The organism is Nocardioides sp. Iso805N (assembly GCF_000364605.1).
Lineage (GTDB): Bacteria > Actinomycetota > Actinomycetes > Propionibacteriales > Nocardioidaceae > Nocardioides.
Genome location: NZ_KB822580.1, coordinates 72,954 through 89,486, shown reverse-complemented (window position 1 = coordinate 89,486; position 16,533 = coordinate 72,954). Strand labels below are relative to the sequence as shown.

14 protein-coding genes are annotated in these 16,533 nt (G+C 68.5%); 5 read left to right on the top strand and 9 right to left on the bottom strand.

Going from position 1 to position 16,533, the window contains the following annotated elements:
• Nucleotides 1-31: 31 nt before the first annotated feature.
• The 5 genes from H036_RS0114285 to H036_RS22950 are packed head-to-tail and all read right to left on the bottom strand — an operon-like array spanning nt 32 to nt 5,952.
• Complete coding sequence (locus H036_RS0114285; protein WP_017935478.1) at nt 32-1,228, bottom strand: cytochrome P450; 1,197 nt, start codon at nt 1,226-1,228, stop codon at nt 32-34.
• Entirely contained in the window at nt 1,225-2,232 is a 1,008-nt protein-coding gene (locus H036_RS0114280; protein ID WP_017935477.1) for a PaaX family transcriptional regulator, read from the bottom strand. Before H036_RS0114280 ends, H036_RS0114285 begins: the two co-directional genes overlap by 4 nt.
• On the bottom strand, nt 2,232-3,488 hold the full coding sequence (locus H036_RS0114275) for a CaiB/BaiF CoA transferase family protein (RefSeq protein ID WP_051068695.1): 1,257 nt from the start codon (nt 3,486-3,488) through the stop codon (nt 2,232-2,234). Before H036_RS0114275 ends, H036_RS0114280 begins: the two co-directional genes overlap by 1 nt.
• Complete coding sequence (locus H036_RS0114270) at nt 3,485-4,783, bottom strand: 2-hydroxyacyl-CoA dehydratase family protein (protein ID WP_051068694.1); 1,299 nt, start codon at nt 4,781-4,783, stop codon at nt 3,485-3,487. The genes H036_RS0114275 and H036_RS0114270 overlap by 4 nt, the downstream gene beginning before the upstream one ends.
• Complete coding sequence (locus H036_RS22950; protein ID WP_017935474.1) at nt 4,780-5,952, bottom strand: 2-hydroxyacyl-CoA dehydratase family protein; 1,173 nt, start codon at nt 5,950-5,952, stop codon at nt 4,780-4,782. Before H036_RS22950 ends, H036_RS0114270 begins: the two co-directional genes overlap by 4 nt.
• A gap of 243 nt (nt 5,953-6,195) precedes the next feature.
• On the opposite strand from H036_RS22950, the gene H036_RS0114260 reads away from it, so the two are divergent.
• The 5 genes from H036_RS0114260 to H036_RS0114240 are packed head-to-tail and all read left to right on the top strand — an operon-like array spanning nt 6,196 to nt 11,967.
• A complete protein-coding gene (locus H036_RS0114260) occupies nt 6,196-7,380 on the top strand; it encodes an ABC transporter substrate-binding protein (protein WP_017935473.1) in 1,185 nt (394 codons plus the stop codon).
• A gap of 15 nt (nt 7,381-7,395) precedes the next feature.
• Entirely contained in the window at nt 7,396-8,235 is an 840-nt protein-coding gene (locus H036_RS0114255; protein ID WP_017935472.1) for a branched-chain amino acid ABC transporter permease, read from the top strand.
• Complete coding sequence (locus tag H036_RS22945; protein ID WP_017935471.1) at nt 8,220-10,049, top strand: branched-chain amino acid ABC transporter ATP-binding protein/permease; 1,830 nt, start codon at nt 8,220-8,222, stop codon at nt 10,047-10,049. The genes H036_RS0114255 and H036_RS22945 overlap by 16 nt, the downstream gene beginning before the upstream one ends.
• Nucleotides 10,049-10,741 carry an ABC transporter ATP-binding protein gene (locus tag H036_RS0114245; protein ID WP_017935470.1) on the top strand — a complete coding sequence of 231 codons (693 nt, stop codon included), beginning with the start codon at nt 10,049-10,051 and terminating at the stop codon, nt 10,739-10,741. The genes H036_RS22945 and H036_RS0114245 overlap by 1 nt, the downstream gene beginning before the upstream one ends.
• Before the next feature lie 17 nt (nt 10,742-10,758).
• Nucleotides 10,759-11,967 carry a cytochrome P450 gene (locus H036_RS0114240; protein WP_017935469.1) on the top strand — a complete coding sequence of 403 codons (1,209 nt, stop codon included), beginning with the start codon at nt 10,759-10,761 and terminating at the stop codon, nt 11,965-11,967.
• Nucleotides 11,968-12,053: 86 nt separating this feature from the next.
• Here the strand turns inward: H036_RS0114240 and H036_RS0114235 are convergent, their stop codons facing one another.
• The 4 genes from H036_RS0114235 to H036_RS0114220 all read right to left on the bottom strand — a co-directional run bounded on the left by H036_RS0114235 (nt 12,054) and on the right by H036_RS0114220 (nt 16,530).
• Nucleotides 12,054-13,397: an FAD-dependent oxidoreductase gene (locus H036_RS0114235; RefSeq protein ID WP_017935468.1), complete on the bottom strand. Its 1,344-nt coding sequence runs from the start codon at nt 13,395-13,397 to the stop codon at nt 12,054-12,056.
• 92 nt (nt 13,398-13,489) lie between these two features.
• Nucleotides 13,490-14,560 (bottom strand): HoxN/HupN/NixA family nickel/cobalt transporter, encoded by a 1,071-nt coding sequence (locus H036_RS0114230; protein WP_017935467.1) that lies wholly within the window; start codon nt 14,558-14,560, stop codon nt 13,490-13,492.
• 162 nt (nt 14,561-14,722) lie between these two features.
• Nucleotides 14,723-15,766: a cobalamin biosynthesis protein gene (locus tag H036_RS22940; RefSeq protein WP_081615559.1), complete on the bottom strand. Its 1,044-nt coding sequence runs from the start codon at nt 15,764-15,766 to the stop codon at nt 14,723-14,725.
• On the bottom strand, nt 15,763-16,530 hold the full coding sequence (locus H036_RS0114220; protein WP_017935465.1) for an adenosylcobinamide-GDP ribazoletransferase: 768 nt from the start codon (nt 16,528-16,530) through the stop codon (nt 15,763-15,765). Before H036_RS0114220 ends, H036_RS22940 begins: the two co-directional genes overlap by 4 nt.
• Between the last annotated feature and the right edge of the window lie 3 nt (nt 16,531-16,533).

Here is a 16,533-nt window from a genome sequence, read left to right as displayed (position 1 = left end):
ATAGCCGACAGGCCAGAACGACGCGCCGATCTCATGTGAAGCGGAGCTGCGCGGACATCACGCCGAGCTCGGGCATGCGGGCGCCCTCCCGGGTACGACGATCCGCTGTGAAGCCCGATGTCATGTGCAGCAGTTCCTCGACAGCGATCCGCAGCATCATCCGAGCCATCGGCGCTCCCGGGCAGCGGTGACGGCCACGCCCGAAGGCGAGGTGGGCTGCGACGTTCGGCCGGTCGATGATGAAAGCGTCCGGATCCGCGAAGATATCGCTGTCACGGTTCGCTGAGGCGTAGGTCAACGTGATCGGCTCACCGGGGAGGATCGTGCGGCCCAGGATCGTCGTCGTCTCCGAGACCGTGCGAGCGAAGCCTCGGTACGGAGCGTAAAGACGCAGAAACTCCTCGATCGCGGCCGGAATCTTGTCGGGCTCGGAGCGTAGCTCCTGTTGCAGCTGCCGATCGTCGGCCAGGTGCACCGCGATCGAGCCGATGATGATCGGGGGCGCCACCATGCCGACGACCAACGACTGGCGCAGCGCGCCGACGATCTGCTCGGAGTCGAGAGGGTCACCGTCGACCCGCTCGGCCAGGAGGGAGCTGGCCGGGTCCTCCTCGGGAGGCCGAGGGCTGAGCTTTCGATCGGCGACCAGGTCGCGGGCGATCTGGTACATCCGCTCGCTGTTGGCGTTGACGACCGCGCGGTCCTGGGAGCGCCACGCCCTGACCCAGTCGGCCGCGGTCCGGGCGAGGTCCGGAGCCACCTCCGGTGAGAGATTGAGCCAGGTGGTGGTCACCCACGCGGGGAAGCGCGCTCCGAATTCCTGTGCGATGTCACCGTGGCCACGCTCGATCATGGGACGCAGCTCGTTGACGGCGTGCTCACGCAGGATCGGCTCAAGCCTTTCGAGCCGGCCTCGGTGGAGGGTTCTGTCGAGGGCTCGACGGTATGGGGTGTGCGCCGGAGCGTCGAGGTTGAGGGGTGGCCGCCGCAGGCCCCGCGGGTCACTCGGTACGACCGCCGTGACCGAGGAGATGAAGCGTGCGTCGTCCAGCGCAGCCTCACGAATCTGCGCGTAGCGCGTCAGCGCCCAGAAGCCGCCGTAGGCCTGACTGTGCGCGACCGGGCAGCTGGCGCGTAGGTCGCGGTACAGAGCGTGCACCTGCACCGGATCGTCGCTGGCCGAGGGATCGAAGTCGTCAGGTAGCTCGCGCGAGGGTACGGACGTCATCGGTCCTCCCCCCGTTCAGCGGCGTGCGGAGTCGAACCAGGCTCACGACGTTCGATGGCCCCTCGGCCCAGAGCGAGGAGCTCATCTGCGGTGTGCCACTCGACCATCGCCGAGGCATCGTCCGAGTGCCGTCCGACGATCTGACGAACGCGCAGCGCGGCCAGCGGACCGAGCGCGTCGTAGACCTCGACGAAGATCTCGTGGGCCCTGCGCCTCGGCCAACCGGCCGGCAACAGGTTGGCCGGCAGGTCGGGATCGATCCCGGGAAAGCTCCGCCAGGTGTCCATGATCCGGGTCCGGTCCAGCAAGGCTTGGTTGGCACCGACAGACCCGCGACGGACCGCATCGCGGAGCGGACGGTAGGTGGCAACGAAGTCGGTGTAGGTGCGCGCCGTCTCGTCCAGGTCCCAGGCGCTGATGGGACGACGCGAGGAGTCGGGCATCTCGTCGGCTCGGAAGACGGTGACGTCGCCGACTCCGAGTTCCTGGAAGCGCTCGAGCACCTCGTCGGCGACCGATCGAGGCGAGACCCACGTGCCGTCGTAGAGCGGTGCGAAGCCGAGCCAGCGCAACCGCGAGTGGAGCGAGTAGCGCTGGTCCCTTCCGCTCTCGTTGAGCGAGAAGAGCGCGATCGTCCATCGTCCGTCCCAGCCCTGGGTGCCCATGCCGAAGGAGACGAACCGGTGTGCGCCAGCCAGCAGCATGTCCGATGCACCGGGCGCGAACCCGTAGAAGGAGTTCCGTCCGAGTCGGGTCGAGACGAGTACGCCGCGACGCGCCAGTCTGTTCAACGCCGCGCGGGCAGCGGTCGGACCGACGTCGAACTCGCCGAGCAGCGCGACGAGCGCCGCCGAGGGCAAGAGGTCGTCGCGAGGGGACCAATAGTCGCCCAGCAACGTGGTCAGCAGATGCTGAGACGAAGCACCTGCCCGCAGTCGCGGCAGGTCGGGTGAGCCGACCGGATCCACCCCCGGGGCCGGCCGGTCTCGCAGCGCTCGCGTCATCAGATGATCTCCTCACGCATCAGTTGTTCCAGACGTTCGTGCGAGTAGCCGGCCAGGCCGCAGAAGACCTGCTCGTTGTCCTCGCCCAACCGTGGCACGTAGTCGGCGTAGCCAGTCGGAGAAGCCGACATGTGCACGGGCATTCCACTGCCCACCAGCTCGTCCGCCGGCCCATAGAGCGGATGGCTCAGCGCTGCGGTGTCCCCTCGCTCGAGCGAGAGCGGATCACGCACCGCATCGCTCGGCTTGCGGACCGGAGCGCAGGGCACCCCCTCAGCCTCCAGACGAGCGATGACATCGGAGACCGGCAGGTCTCGTGTCCATGCCTCGATCGCGCTGTGGAGCGCGTCGGCGTTGTTGACCCGGCCGTCCCGGGTGGCATACGGCTCACCCAGCTCCTCCTCGCCCATGGCGGTCAGGAGACCTCGCGCGAACTTGTCCTCCGGCGCACAGATCGCCACCCAGCCGTCGGCTGCCGCGAAGACGCCGAAAGGGGCCAGCCTGGGCATGAAGCGGCCGTTCCTAGCAGGAAGCCCGAAGGCCTCGAGGAGATGCGACTGCTCACTGGCCACGAGTGCGGTCAGCGCGCCGAGCATCGAGATGTCGACGTGCTGACCGACACCGGTGCGCTCTGCCTGCCTGAGCGCCCCCAGGATGCCGATCACGGCGTAGAGCGGTGCGGAGAGGTCAGCCACCGGGACACCGACCCGGACAGGCGGGTCACCGGGCTCCCCGGAGGTCATCATGGCCCCCGAGAGCGCTTGGATGATCGCGTCCATGGCCTTGCCGCCGCTTGACCGGCCCCTGCTTCCGAAACCACTGACGGAGCAGTAGACGATGCTTGGGTTGACTGCTCGGGCGGCGCCGTACCCGACGCCCAGGCGGTCGGCGGTTCCGCGGCTGAAGTTCTCCACGACGATGTCGGCGTTGCGGACCAGGTCCTCGAAGACCTCAGCGGCGCCCGGCCGCTTGAGATCGAGCGTGACGCTCTCCTTGCCCCGGCTGCGCTCAAGCGTACCGATCGACATGTCGTCGTCGTGAGTGCGCCTCAAGGACAGACCGTCACGCCCGAAGTACGGCGCGTTGTTGCGCACCCGATCTCCGCCGGCACGGTTCTCGACCTTGATCACCCGCGCCCCCAGCCCCGCTAGAAGAAGCGTCGCGTAGGGGCCAGCCAGCGCGATGGTCAGATCGACCACCGTCACGCCTTCCAGCGGGCGCGGGAGGGCGTGATCGTCCGCAGGTTGCCTGCTCATCGCCCCGCCTCCCTCTCGCGTCGCCTTAGCGCGACGTCGGCGACCCGCGTCTCGATGAACTCGGACACCTGCCGCTGCATGGACGTCGGGTCCCAGCCGCGGGCGTCACCACTGTCTCCGTCAATCTGCAGCACCGGAACGCCGGCGGCCTCGATGGCCCGGTTGACGAACCAATTGCCCCGCCGGTCCGAGCCGGCGAAGTGGACGGCACCGTCGATGCGGTTGTGCACCGCTTCCTTCGCGTACCACTCGCTCGCCCACGGCGGAGCGTTGATCATGTCGGGAAAGGCCGCGAACCGCCCCGAGAGCGTTCGCAGTGGGTCAGGACCGTTCCTGATGTAGCCGTCAGCCGCAATCGCCAAGTACATCGACCAGACGAACACGGCGCCATACTTCTGCTCGAACCAGCTGTAGAAGCCCATGTCGAACCAAAGCCCGGTGCCCACCCACATCAGTCGGATCTGCTCGTCGTAGCACGGCGCCTCCGCGCGCTCGACACGATCGAGGACCTCCTCGTAGAGCATCTTGGCTGCGTCACGAGCCCACGTCGTACCCCGATGCCACTGCGGGATCATCACGCTGGGGATGCTGTCGCTGATCGTGATCGGCGCCGGCGTGGTCGTGGCGATCAGATCTCTGGTCAGACGGTTGTAGGACTGCTGCTCGTTCACCAGCGCCATCACCTCCACGAATCTCTCCTCGTCGAAGATGTGGCCCGTGACCGTTTCCAGATGCCGAATGACGCCGGCCAGCTCATCGGTCATCAGATCGATCCGCTCGGACCCGATCAACGACTCCCAGTCGTCCTCAACCGTGCGCCACCAGTACGGGTCCTGCGCCGTGGACACCGTCCTGGCAAAGGGGAGGAACGTCGCGCCACGCTCCCGCTCCCACGCCTCGAACATCTTGTAGAGAGCGTCGCCCGTCGTCTCGGCGAGCACGAAGGAGATCGGCGGCAGTCCACCCCAGGGCGCGCTGTCCTCATCGAAGGTCGAGGCGAGCGCCAGCGTGTTGTACTGCTCCTGGTCGGTGGGGTACCCCCGTTCACCAAGCAGTCGCAGGTAGTCGCCCGACTTCTGCTTGGCCGCGCAGAGCGATGCCCACCACTGGTTCACGACGTAGGGGATCCCCATCGCGCGCAGGATCTCCTGCGGCGCATCGGCATTGACCAGTGCCACCGGTGTACCCGCTCGGGCACGCCGCTTGAGGTCGGCGAACCATTCACGTTGGTACGCCGTCGCGGCGCTCGCCGAGGGCAAGCTCACCCGATTGCGCCGGCCGGACGCTTCAGTCACCGCGCAGCCTTCCTGTCTTCGGCGATGCGCTGGATCGCAGCCTCGACGAGAGTCCGCGTCGGCTCCGGAACCGCCGCGTACGGCTGGGCCGGTACGGCGAGGAAGGGCAGCGCCGTCGCGTCGGCGGCCACCCGCTGGGCCGGCACATCCCATGCCGGCCCCTCATCGAAGATGCGACTCCACGCGATCACGAGATCTGCTCGGCACGCGCGTGCCATCGAGATGGTCTGCGCGGCACGGGCCGCCGCGCTGTGGCCTGCGGAGGCGGACGCCCGGTGCACCCTTCGGTGGACCAAGGCATCGCGTATGTCGGCGGGCTCCCCGATGCGTGGGCCCCCGGCCAGTGATCCCCAGTCGTGGTCCTCGCCGACCACGACGGCTCCGAGCGACTCGATCAGTCCGTAGGCAGCCGGGTGGTCGTGGCTGCAGCCGGTGAGGAAGACGCGGACACCTGGCTGCGGCTCCATCCCCTCCGACGCGGCCAGCAGACGTTCGGCGAGGGGAATCCACGTGTCGAGCGAGGCAACCTGGCTGGCACCGATCACCGCCAGTGCTTGGGCGCCGGTCAGGAGCGGCCCGTGGGGGCCGTTGCGCAGCCGGGCGCAGATCTGCGCGATCATGTCGCGCACCAGGTCATGCTGGCGAGCAGCACTGCGGAGATTGGCATCGGTGACCTGACGGCCGGACCACGCCTCGAGATCTCGACTCAGAGCATCGAAACGTCTGCGGCTGTAGACGGCAGCAGTCCGTTGCGGCAGGTGCAGAAGGTCGAAGAACGTCAGCGGGGGCACGCCGACGCGTGGCTCCAACCGCTGCAGCTCACGCAGGTAGAAGAAGAAGCGCAGCGTTCCCTCGTTGTCAGCGCAGGCGACCAGTCCCGCGGACTCGGCGGCCGCACCCGCGAGGACACGTCCCAGGATGCTCACGGCGACGGGATCAATTCCGGGACCGCAGTACTCCTGGCCCGGATCGTCTCCCTGGGCGCTTGGACGGGGGTCACCGACCAGCCGCACCGGTACATAGCCGCAAGCGGTGGCGAGCTCGACTGGTACGTCGGCACCGACGACCGCCAGGGTCGCGCGCCCGCCGATGTCACGCGGCACAGGTCGCAGTCGGGCCTCGTAGAGCGCCGACAGCTCCTGGAAGGCCCGCGCGGCTGGCTCGCGCATCCGGCGAGACGCAGCCTCAATGACCGCCGTCACGCGACACCGAGCCTTCCAGCTCGCCATCGAGAGTGCAGCACCTCGCGAATTTCTCGTCGTTTCCTCACGACATCGTCACCGTCCCTCCATGTGCGATCAGAGAACCTGTATGAGTTTGCACGACACATCTATTGACAGTTGGCAGGACACATATCTAGGTTCAACGGCACCATACCTGTATGGCATTCGCATCACAACCGAGGAGAGAAGATGGCGCATTCCACTCCCACGCGGCGCACGCTGGCCGCCCTGACCGCGACGTGCACGACAGCCGGCCTGATGCTGTCGGCCTGCGGGACCTCGTCCCCGGAAGCCAGCACCAGCGACTACAAGGTCGGGGTCCTCCTGCAGCTGTCCGGCGCCGGTTCTGTCTATGCCGACTCCGCCCAGGCCGGAACGAAGGCTGCTCTGCAGGACGTCAACAGCTCGAAGAAGGCCGGAGTGAGGTTCACGTCGGTCGTCGCGGACGCCGGTGCGGACGCCCAGAGCGCTACCACCGCCTGCAGTCGCCTCATCCAGCAGGACAAGGTCAAGGCCCTCGTCGTCTTCGTTCCAGGCCCTCAGCTGCTGGCGTGCAACACCCTCGCGAAGCGACAGAACATCCCGATCCTGAGTCTCTCCAGCGGCGCGGGCAACATCTGTGCGACCAATCTGACCGGCTTCGGCCTGGTGCCCAACCAGCAGACCCTGCCGGTCCTCGACGACCTGATCGCGCAGGGCAAGAAGAAGTGGTACTTCTTCGGCGCCGACTACTCCACCCCCAAGACGACGATCTCGATCGCCAAGCCCTACCTGGCGAGCAAGGGCGGCACCACTGTCGGCGAGTCCTATGAGCCGATGGGCACCACGGACTACTCGCAGGACATCACCAAGATCGTGAACGCCCACCCCGACGTCGCCTTCCTGAACGTCATCGGCAACGACGACGTCGCCCTCGAGAAGCAGTGGGCCGCCGACCCCCGGACCAAGGGCATCACGCGAGTCGACATCCTGCTCGGCGAGGGACCGGCGAAGGCGCTCGGCTCCGCCGCTTCGGGCATCTGGTCCTCGAACGTCTACTTCTCGTCCATCCCGGGCAGCGACAACGACACCTTCAAGAGCCAGATCCAGGCCGCCGGGCTGAAGGACTCCCCCGACATCAACACCTACGTCTCCTACCTGCAGGTCGAGGCACTCGCCAGCGCTGTGAAGAGTGCCGGCGCGGACGGTCCCAAGGTGATCAGCGCGCTGGGCAAGACCGACATCACCGGCCCGCTGGGCAGCCAGTTCCAGATCAGGAGCGGGTTCAGCTATCAGCCGGTCTACCTGGCTCAGGCGCAGGCTGACGGGTCGTTCGCGATCCAGAAGAAGTCCGACCCTGTCGACCCGAAGCTCGCCTGCTCGAGCGCTTCCTGAACCGAGAAAGTGCCCATGACACTTTTGCTGGATGTCCTGACGTCCATCGGGATCCTCACCATCGTGGTGCTCGGACTTGCGATCGTGCTCGGTGTCCTCGACGTCATCAACCTGGCCCACACCGGGTTCATGGGGATCGGCGTGTACGCGGCTGTCGTGGCCCACGAGCATGGCTGGCCGTTCTGGCTGGGCGTGGTCGTGGCCGCGATCGCAGCGGCCGTCGCCGGCCTCGTCGTCGAGGTCCTGGTGATCCGGCGCCTCTACGACCGCCCCTTGGAGACCATTCTGGCGACCTGGGGGATCTCGCTCATCATCGTCCAGCTGATCACGCTCGCGTTCGGCCACAACAACCGTGCCGTCGGCCAGCCGTTGGCCACCGCCACGTCCGTGTTCGGAACGCCGTACTCCACCTACCGGCTCGTGCTCGTCATCATCGCCGCCGTCCTCGTCGTCGGGCTGGCGCTCCTGATCCGGTTCACCAGGGTCGGGCTCACGGTCCGCATGATCCAGGCCAATCAGGACCTCGCCCGCGGGCTGGGCATCCGGGTGTCCTTCCTTCGCGCCAGCACCTTCGTTGTCGGATGTGCGCTCGCGGGCTTCGCCGGTGCGCTCCTGGGTCCGACACAGGCGATCAACCCCAACTACGCGGTCTCGTTGGTGGCCACCGCATTCCTCGCGGTGCTGCTCGCCGGTCGGCATCTGTCCGGTCTCGTGTTGGGCTGCGTCATCCTCGGCGCCGTCCAGGTGCTCTTCGCCCGATGGGCGAACCCCGTCTACAGCTCCGCAGTGGTCGTCGGCGTCGCCGTCGTACTGCTGCGCATCTTCCCGGAAGGTTTGACATGGCGTCGCGCCTGACACTTCGCCGCGGCCGGTTCGGCACGGTAGGCCTGGTCGTCGCCGGGTTCGCCGTCTTCGGCGTCGTCGGCACCGACTACAACACCGGACTGCTCACCACGGCGTTCGTGTACGCGATCGCCGCGGTGAGCCTCGACCTGGTCTGGGGCTACGTCGGCGCGCCTGACCTCGGCCATGCACTGTGGTTCGGCATCGGCGCACTGAGCGTCGGGGCGATGACCACCGTCACCGACAAGACCGGACTCGTGATCGACGTCCACGACAGCTCATGGCGCTACGTCGTCGGCATCATCCTCGGGATGATCGTCTCGGCCGCGCTCGCCGGGATCGTCGGGCGGTTCTCCTTCTCCGCCCGCGGATCGGCGTTCTACATCGCGGTGGTCACCCTCGCCCTCACCACCGTCGCCACCACGTTGTACTCACAGTTCCCCAAGATCACCGGCGGCGACAACGGACTGTTCGGTTTCGGACCGGCCAACGTGACTCCCCGCACCTGGTACTACGTCGCGCTGGCGGCGCTCACCCTCGTCGTCATCGGCGCGGTGGTGCTGGTCCGCAGTGACCTCGGACTGCTGCTGAAGGCGGTCCGTGACAACGAGACCCGCACCCGCTATCTCGGGTACGACGTGGAGCGGATCAAGACCGTGACCTTCATGGGCGGCGCGGCGATCGCCGCCTTCGCCGGCGGGCTCATGGCCGTGATCTACGGACTGGTCTCCTCCGACCTGTTCAGCTTCGTCTTCGCCACCCAGATGCTGGTGTGGGTGGCTGTCGGCGGACGGGGCACGATCATCGGTCCTGTCATCGGCGCTATCGTTCTGCAGCTCGTCGGAGCGCACCTCTCAGCACAGTTCCCGACCCAGTGGAACCTGGTCGAAGGTGTCCTGTTCGTCCTGGTCGTCGTCTTCGTCCCGGACGGCGTGCTGCCGTTCGTCACGAGGCAGATCGGGCGGCTCGCGACCAGTCTCCACACGCGGCGCGGTGACATGGCATCGCGAGAGCCCCAGGGAGTCGGCGGGCGGCGGATCACCCCCGATCCCGCGGGCGCGCCGCAGCGTCCCACCACCTCACCAGTGATCGCCGTCTCGGACCTGCACTTCGGATACGGCAGCCTGCAGGTGCTCCGCGGCGTGGACCTCCAGGTGAACCGCGGCGAGTTGCTGTGCATCGTCGGGCCCAATGGCGCGGGAAAGTCCACGCTGGTCTCGGTGCTCGCCGACGGCAACATGCGGATCGATGGCGAGATCCGCTACGAACTCGGCAGTCACACCAGTCATCGCCGCCGTCCTCCGCACCGGATCGCCCGCTATGGCGTGAGTCGGAAGTTTCAGTCTCCGCAGTTGTTCGAGAGCCTCTCAGCGGCCGAGACGATCCTGCTCGCGCGCCTGGGTGGCAAGCTGCCCTCCTTCTGGCGGCGCAGCGAGGTGGTTCCCGTGTCCCCCGCAGTCGTCGACGTCCTGGACGCCACCGGCCTCCACGGCCGGGACAACGAACGAGGCACGACGTTGGCCCACGGCCTCAAGCAAGGGCTCGAGATCGCGGCCGCGGTGGCGTCGCGTCCCCAGGTGCTCCTCCTCGACGAGCCCACCGCCGGCCTCACGCTCAACGAGCGCGCCGTCATCGGGAAGGTGCTTCGGCGCCTGGTCGGCAATGGCATGACGGTCATCCTGATCGAGCACGACCTCGACTTCGTCAACCAGATCGCCGACCGGGTCGTCGTACTCCATGGCGGCCGAATCATTCAAGACGGTACGCCGGACGAGGTCAGCTCGTCGCAGGTCGTCCGTGAGGCCTACTTGGGAACGGTGTCGTGATGCGGCTCGAAACACGTGGCGTCGTTGCCGGCTACGGCTCCGCCACCGTCCTGCGCGGGGTCGACCTCACCGTCGGCGACGGCGAAGCAGTGGCTGTGGTCGGTCGCAACGGCATGGGCAAGACGACGTTGCTCAAGACGCTCCTCGGCTACCTCCGACCCACCTCGGGCAGCATCCAGCTCGACGGGGTCGACATCACCGGCTCGCTACCCGAGCGGATCGTGCGGCACGGCGTGGCTTACGGCCCACAGGACGAGCCGGTCTTCGCCCACCTCAGCGTCGAGGACAATCTGCAAGCGGCCAGGATCGGTCGGATCGACGCCGCCCGCCGTGAGCAGGTGCTTGCGTTCTTCCCCGTGCTGGGCACGCGCCTGCGACAGCGCGCCGGGACCCTCTCGGGAGGTGAGCAGAAGATGCTGGTGCTAGCCCGTGCGCTCCTCGCCGAGCCCGGTCTGATCGTGCTCGACGAGATCACCGCCGGCCTGCAGCCCTCGATGGTGAACACGGTGGTCACCGCCCTGAACTGGGAGCGCGAGCAGCGCGGCACCTCCGTGCTGCTGGTCGAGCAGAACATCGACGCCGTCCTCGGCATCTGTGACCGCGTCGCCGTCATGAAGCTCGGGCAGCTCGTTGCCGAGGAGAAGGCCACCAAGGACGCCCGCGACCAGCTGATGCTGCTGCTCGCACCATGACCGAACAGGAAGATGACATGACATCTCACAACACAGGCGACCGTCGCGCAGACCACGACTTCGACCCCGTGCGTCCCGGCGAGACCTTCACCAGCGCGCATGATGAGTTCGCCGATCTGCGCCAGAAGTGTCCGATAGCCCGCAGCCAGGAGTACGGCGGGTTCTGGGCGCTCCTCGGGTACGACGAGGTCCTCTCCGTGATCACCGACATCGAGCACTTCACCACGTCAAAGCAGAACGCCATCCCCAAGTTCGCGTTCACCGGCGTACGACCTCCGCTCCACCTGGACCCACCCGATCACATGGCATACCGACGGGTGATCAACGCCTTCTTCACCCCGCCGAAGATGCGCGCCATCGAGCCGAACGTCCGCACCGAGTCCATCGCGCTTCTCGACCCGCTGGTGAACCAGCGTTGGGCGGACGTGTGCAAGGACTATGCGCACAAGTTCCCCGCGCACGTCTTCGCGCACTTCTTCAACCTGTCGAAGGAGACTTCGGCCGAGATCAAGACCGTCAGCGGGACCTACGTCGACGCGATCCAGGTGCTCGACCACGAGGTGGTCAAGACGCTCAGCCGACGCCTCTACGAGATCGCCCAGACGATCATCGATGACCGCGCGGGCGGTGACTACGACCCGGAGGTCGACCTGACCGCGGCGCTGTTGGCGGCGACGTACCAGGACGCGCCGCTCCCCCGCGAGATGGTCCTCGGCTGCGTCCGACAGCTGATCGTCACCGGCATGGTCGCACCGAGCGTGTTCATCGGGAACATGTTCGTCCACCTCTCGAAGGACACCGAGCTGCAGGATCAGCTGCGTGCCCACCCAGCGGACATCCCGGCTGCCGTCGAGGAGTTCCTCCGGCTCTACTCGCCCTACCGAGGAATGGCGCGCACGGCGCGTGAGGACGTGGTCCTGAGCGGTCAGCTCATCCGCAAGGACGACCCGGTCGCTCTGGTCTACACCTCGGCGAACCGAGACGAGCGCGTGTTCGCCGACGGAGACAAGTTCGTGCTGGACCGCCCCAACATCGCCAAGCACATCTCCTTCGGCCGCGGCACCCACAGCTGTCCGGGCGCGCCACTCGCCCGCATGATGATGACCATCACGCTGGAGGAGGCGCTGTCCCGCAGCGCCAGCTTCACCTTGGCCGGCGAGCCGGAGATGGCCATCTGGGCCGAGTGGGGAACGCGATCCGTACCGCTGGACTTCGTCCGCGCCTGAGGTCCGAACGAAGCGAGCGCAGCGGGCTCCCGGACGATCGGGAGCCCGCTGCGCTCGTGAAGTGCTCTGCCGGACGCTGTGCGGATTCAGCCGCGGGCCGCGCGCATCATCTCCTCGCGCGGCACCACCTTGATCCGCTCGCGACCTACACCCTCACCGAGGGAGACCTCGTGCGCGTCCAGCCGCTCCCAGTCGGCCCAGGTGACGACCTCGACGCCCGCCTCGGCGAGCTGGTCCAGGATCGCGTCCGGGTCGCTGATCTCGGCCGGCGCCAAGCCGTCGATGTCCTCGAGCAGGCAGGTGATCGTCTGGTTGGCGTCGGACTTGGTGTGCCCGATCAGGCCGACCGGGCCACGCTTGATCCAGCCGGTCACGTAGACGCCCGGCACCCGCTCGCCCTCGAGGTCGAGCACGCGACCCGCCTCGTTGGGCACCACGCCGGCCTCGTTGTCGAACGGAAGGTCGGCGAGGTTGCTGGAGAGGTAGCCGACCGCGCGGTAGACCGCCTGGACCGGCGTCTCGACGTACTCCCCCGTGCCGCGGACGCTGCCGTCGCCGTTGTACTCGGTGCGCTCGGTCCGGATCGCGACGACGCTGCCGTCCGCGCCGAGCACCTCGACGGGGTTCTGCATCATGTGGATGTGGATCTGGTGCGGCGCGCCGGTCGGCTCGGCCTCGAGGTACTTCAGCAGCGTGTCGACCACCAGCTTGGTGCCCTTGTGCGCCGAGATCGCGGCCTGGCCGGCGTCGTCGATCTCGAAGCCCTCCTCGGCGACGAGCACGTCGACGGAGGGCGAGTGCGAGAGCTCGCGCAGCTCCATCGGGGAGAACTTGATGTGGGCCGGACCGCGCCGTGCGAAGACGTGCACCTGCTTGACCCGGTTCGCCTTGAGGCCCTCGTAGACGTTGTCGGCGATCTCGGTGGTCAGCTGCTCGTCGGCCGGCTTGGCCAGCATCCGGGCGACGTCGAGGGCGACGTTCCCGGCGCCGAGCACGGCGACGGACTCGGCCTCCAGCGGCCACTCCCGCGGTACGTCGGGGTGGCCGGCGTACCAGGACACGAAGTCGGCCGCGCCATGGCTGCCCTTGAGGTCGATCCCAGGGATGTCGAGCGCGCGGTCGGCCGTCGCCCCGGTGGCGAAGATGACCGCGTCGTAGTAGCGCTGCAGGTCGCTGAGCTTGAGGTCGGTGCCGTAGTCGACGTTGCCGAGGAACCGGATCCGGTCGCCGGCGAGCACGCGTCGCAGCGCCTTGATGATCTCCTTGATCCGGGGATGGTCGGGGGCGACGCCATACCTGACCAGCCCGTACGGCGCGGGCAGCCGCTCGATGACGTCGACGTACGCCTGCTCGTGCTGGCGGGTGAGGATGTCGGCCGCGTAGATGCCGGCCGGACCGCCGCCGACGACGGCGACGCGAAGGGAGCGCATGAGTGTCAGAGCCTTTCGATGGAACTAAGGCAAGCCTAATTGCGATGCGCAGCTGGTCCGACCCGTCTCACTAGTCGGCGCCATGAGATTCGTCACTCGGCAGGAGCCGGGGCCGACCAGCGCTCCTCGACGCGGGCGAGGTTCCAGTAGCCGATGGCGGCCGCCCAGACGACGACGAACAGAGCGACCACCACGAAGCCGACGTTGTTGAGGTCGACCTGGCTGACCGCGTCGGTGAACCAGTTGGTCCATCCGACGCTGTCGTGCAGCACGGCGACCAGCTCGATCCCGCCGATCAGGATCGCCACCGCGACGGAGAGCCCGGTGATGGTGAGGTTGTAGTAGACCTTCCGCACCGGGCGCAGGAACGCCCAGTCATAGGCGACGCTCATGAAGAGCCCGTCGAGGCAGTCGAGCAGGCTCATCCCCGCCGCGAAGAGCAGCGGCAGCACGAGGATCGCGTACCACGGCAGCCCTGCCGCCGCGCCTGTGCCGGCCAGCACCAGCAGCGAGACCTCTGTCGCCGTGTCGAAGCCGATCCCGAACAGCAGCCCGATGCCGAACATCTGCCAGGGGTGCCGGATCATCCCGGTCAGGCCACCCAGCAACCGGGTGAGGAACCCGCGGCCCTCGAGGTGTGCCTCGAGCTCGTCCTCGTCGTACTCGCCGCGTCGCAGGCCGCGCCACACCCGCCAGATGCCGCTGAGGGCGGCCAGGTTGAGCAACGCGATCACCAGCAGGAAGATCCCCGAGCTGAGGGTGCCGACCAGGCTCAGCGTCTCGTGGGTGCGCGAGGAGTCGTCGGAGATCGCGCTGACCGCGTGCGCGCCGACCGCGACCAGGACCGCGAGGCCGAACACGGTGGCGGAGTGACCCATGGCGAACCAGAAGCCCACCGACTTCGGCCTGGAGCCGTCGGCGCGGAGCTTGCGGGTGGTGTTGTCGATCGCGGCGATGTGATCGGCGTCGAACGCGTGCCGCATGCCGTAGGTGTAGGCGGTCACGCCGAGACCGACGCCGAAGACCTGCGTGCCGAGCGTGTAGTGGTGGGGGCCGACGGCGCCGAAGAGCACGCCGAACCCGACGGCGTGGAGAACGGCGACGACGCCGAGCAGCAGAGCGGACTGCAGCCAGTCACGGCGGGTCCAGGACGAGAGCGCCATGACGGCGGGGCCTCCTCGGGGATTGCGCGTCCCCATCGACGGGTCACGTGGAGAGGAGGGTCTGACTCCCGGGCCCGCGGGACTCCGCAGACCTGGACACAGTGGCGCGACCGCGCCGGACTCACACCGGCTTCCGTCGACTCCCGTGAAGGTGACTTGACCCTAGTCGATAGGATGGTCGCGCCGCAACGAAGTCCACCGCGATCCGGCACCCAGTGCCGCGACGACTGCAGACGCCCCACCGACCTGTCGCGCCAGCCGGGTGGCACGTGGGATGTCGCTCGGCGCAGATGCTCGGCCCTCCCCCATCGCCGCGCGGTGCTCGGCGCGGTCGCCGTAGTAGGTGTTGGTCCCGCCCAGCCGGATGCCGAGGGAGCCGGCGAAGGTCGACTCGACCACGCCCGCGTTCGGGCTGGGATGGCGTCGTGCGTCGCGGCGCCAGGCCTGTGCCGCGCGGCGCGGCGCACCGCCCAGGATGGTGGCGAGCACGCCGGCGAACCGGGATCCGGGCACGTTGACCAGATCGTCGAAGCGGGCGCTCGCCCAGCCGAACCGCTCGTAGCGGGCGTTGTGATGCCCGACCATCGCGTCGAGGGTGTTGGCCGCGCGATAGCCGAGCAGACCCGGTACGCCGGCCACAGCACCCCAGACCAGCGGTGCAACGACGGCATCCGACGTGTTCTCGGCGACCGACTCGATCACCGCGCGGGCCACCTCGCCCTCGTCCAGTGCAGCGGTGTCGCGACCGACCAGATGGGTGAGCCGCTGCCGGGCAGCAGCCAGGTCACCGGCCGCCAGGTGCGCATGTACGGCGCCCGCCTCCCGCTCCAGGCTGCGACCGCCCAGCACGACCCAGGTCGCCAGTGCCGTGACGGCTGTCCGTGCGAGGCGGCTGCGAGCCGTGCTGCACTCGGCGACGATGCCCAGCGCGACCGCTCCCCCGACCAGGCTCGCGGTGTGGACCACCCCGCGGGCGCGAGCATCGAGGTAGATCCGCCGTTCCAGGGCGGCTGCGGCCATGCCGAAGCCTGCGACCGGGTGACACCGCCGCGGGTCGCCGAACACGCGGTCGGCCGCGAACCCGAGCAGCAGTCCGGCAGCGCGGGCTAGGGCGTGGCGGTGGGGTAGTCCGGGGCGGAAATCATGCCTACCCGTCGGTAACCCCTGATTTCCGCCCCGGACTACCCCGCCGGAGCCGGACCTCACGACAGCCCCACCAGCAGCGCGGCCAGCGCGAGCTCGACGGCAGCGCCGAAGACGTCCCCGGTGACGCCCCCGAGCCGGCGGATCGCGCGCGCGACCAGCACCCCGACGGCCACCGCGGCCACGACCACGGCGAGCGCGCCGCGCCACCAGTCCAGGCCGGCCGCCCGGCCCGCGGCCGCCAGGACCACGGCGCCCACCAGCCAGACGAGCACGACCAGCGGCCGCGGCACCGTCTGGGTGTAGGTGTCGCCGAGGCCGCCCGGGCGAGCCGACGGCACCCCGCGGGCACAGCACAGCACCAGCGCGACCCGCGAGACACAGACGCTCAAGCCCGCCAGCACCGCAGCGCGAAGGGCGTGCGGACCGGCCAGCACCGACGCCATCCCAGCAGACTGGAGCCCGATCACCAGGACGATCGCGACCACGCCGGCAGGTCCCGAGGTACCGGTCTTCATGACGGCCAGTGCCCGCTCCCGGTCGTAGGAGGAGGCGAGGCCATCGACGGTGTCGGCCAGACCGTCGACGTGGAAGGCGCGGTTGCCGAGGACGACCACACCGATGGCCAGCACCGCCACCACGAGGGGCGGCAGGTCGAGGCGGACTCCGGCGTACCCGATGACCGCGACCGCCACCCCGAGCGGGGCCGTGGCGACCGGTGCCAGCACCATCGCGAGCCCGGTGCGGCGGCGGTCGACCACGGTGGGCGGACGTACGGGCACCGCTGTCAGCGTGCCGACGGCGAGCCGCCAGGAGTCGCGGATCATGCC

Excerpts from the sequence above, each read along its gene's own strand:
- H036_RS0114220 (WP_017935465.1), bottom strand. The coding sequence starts at position 16,530 with ATGATCCGCGACTCCTGGCGGCTCGCCGTCGGCACGCTGACAGCGGTG.
- H036_RS22950 (WP_017935474.1), bottom strand. The coding sequence starts at position 5,952 with ATGCGCGAGCCAGCCGCGCGGGCCTTCCAGGAGCTGTCGGCGCTCTAC.
- H036_RS0114230 (WP_017935467.1), bottom strand. The coding sequence starts at position 14,560 with ATGGCGCTCTCGTCCTGGACCCGCCGTGACTGGCTGCAGTCCGCTCTG.
- H036_RS22945 (WP_017935471.1), top strand. The coding sequence starts at position 8,220 with ATGGCGTCGCGCCTGACACTTCGCCGCGGCCGGTTCGGCACGGTAGGC.
- H036_RS0114255 (WP_017935472.1), top strand. The coding sequence starts at position 7,396 with ATGACACTTTTGCTGGATGTCCTGACGTCCATCGGGATCCTCACCATC.
- H036_RS0114275 (WP_051068695.1), bottom strand. The coding sequence starts at position 3,488 with ATGAGCAGGCAACCTGCGGACGATCACGCCCTCCCGCGCCCGCTGGAA.
- H036_RS0114240 (WP_017935469.1), top strand. The coding sequence starts at position 10,759 with ATGACATCTCACAACACAGGCGACCGTCGCGCAGACCACGACTTCGAC.
- H036_RS0114280 (WP_017935477.1), bottom strand. The coding sequence starts at position 2,232 with ATGACGCGAGCGCTGCGAGACCGGCCGGCCCCGGGGGTGGATCCGGTC.
- H036_RS0114245 (WP_017935470.1), top strand. The coding sequence starts at position 10,049 with ATGCGGCTCGAAACACGTGGCGTCGTTGCCGGCTACGGCTCCGCCACC.
- H036_RS0114260 (WP_017935473.1), top strand. The coding sequence starts at position 6,196 with ATGGCGCATTCCACTCCCACGCGGCGCACGCTGGCCGCCCTGACCGCG.
- H036_RS0114235 (WP_017935468.1), bottom strand. The coding sequence starts at position 13,397 with ATGCGCTCCCTTCGCGTCGCCGTCGTCGGCGGCGGTCCGGCCGGCATC.
- H036_RS0114285 (WP_017935478.1), bottom strand. The coding sequence starts at position 1,228 with ATGACGTCCGTACCCTCGCGCGAGCTACCTGACGACTTCGATCCCTCG.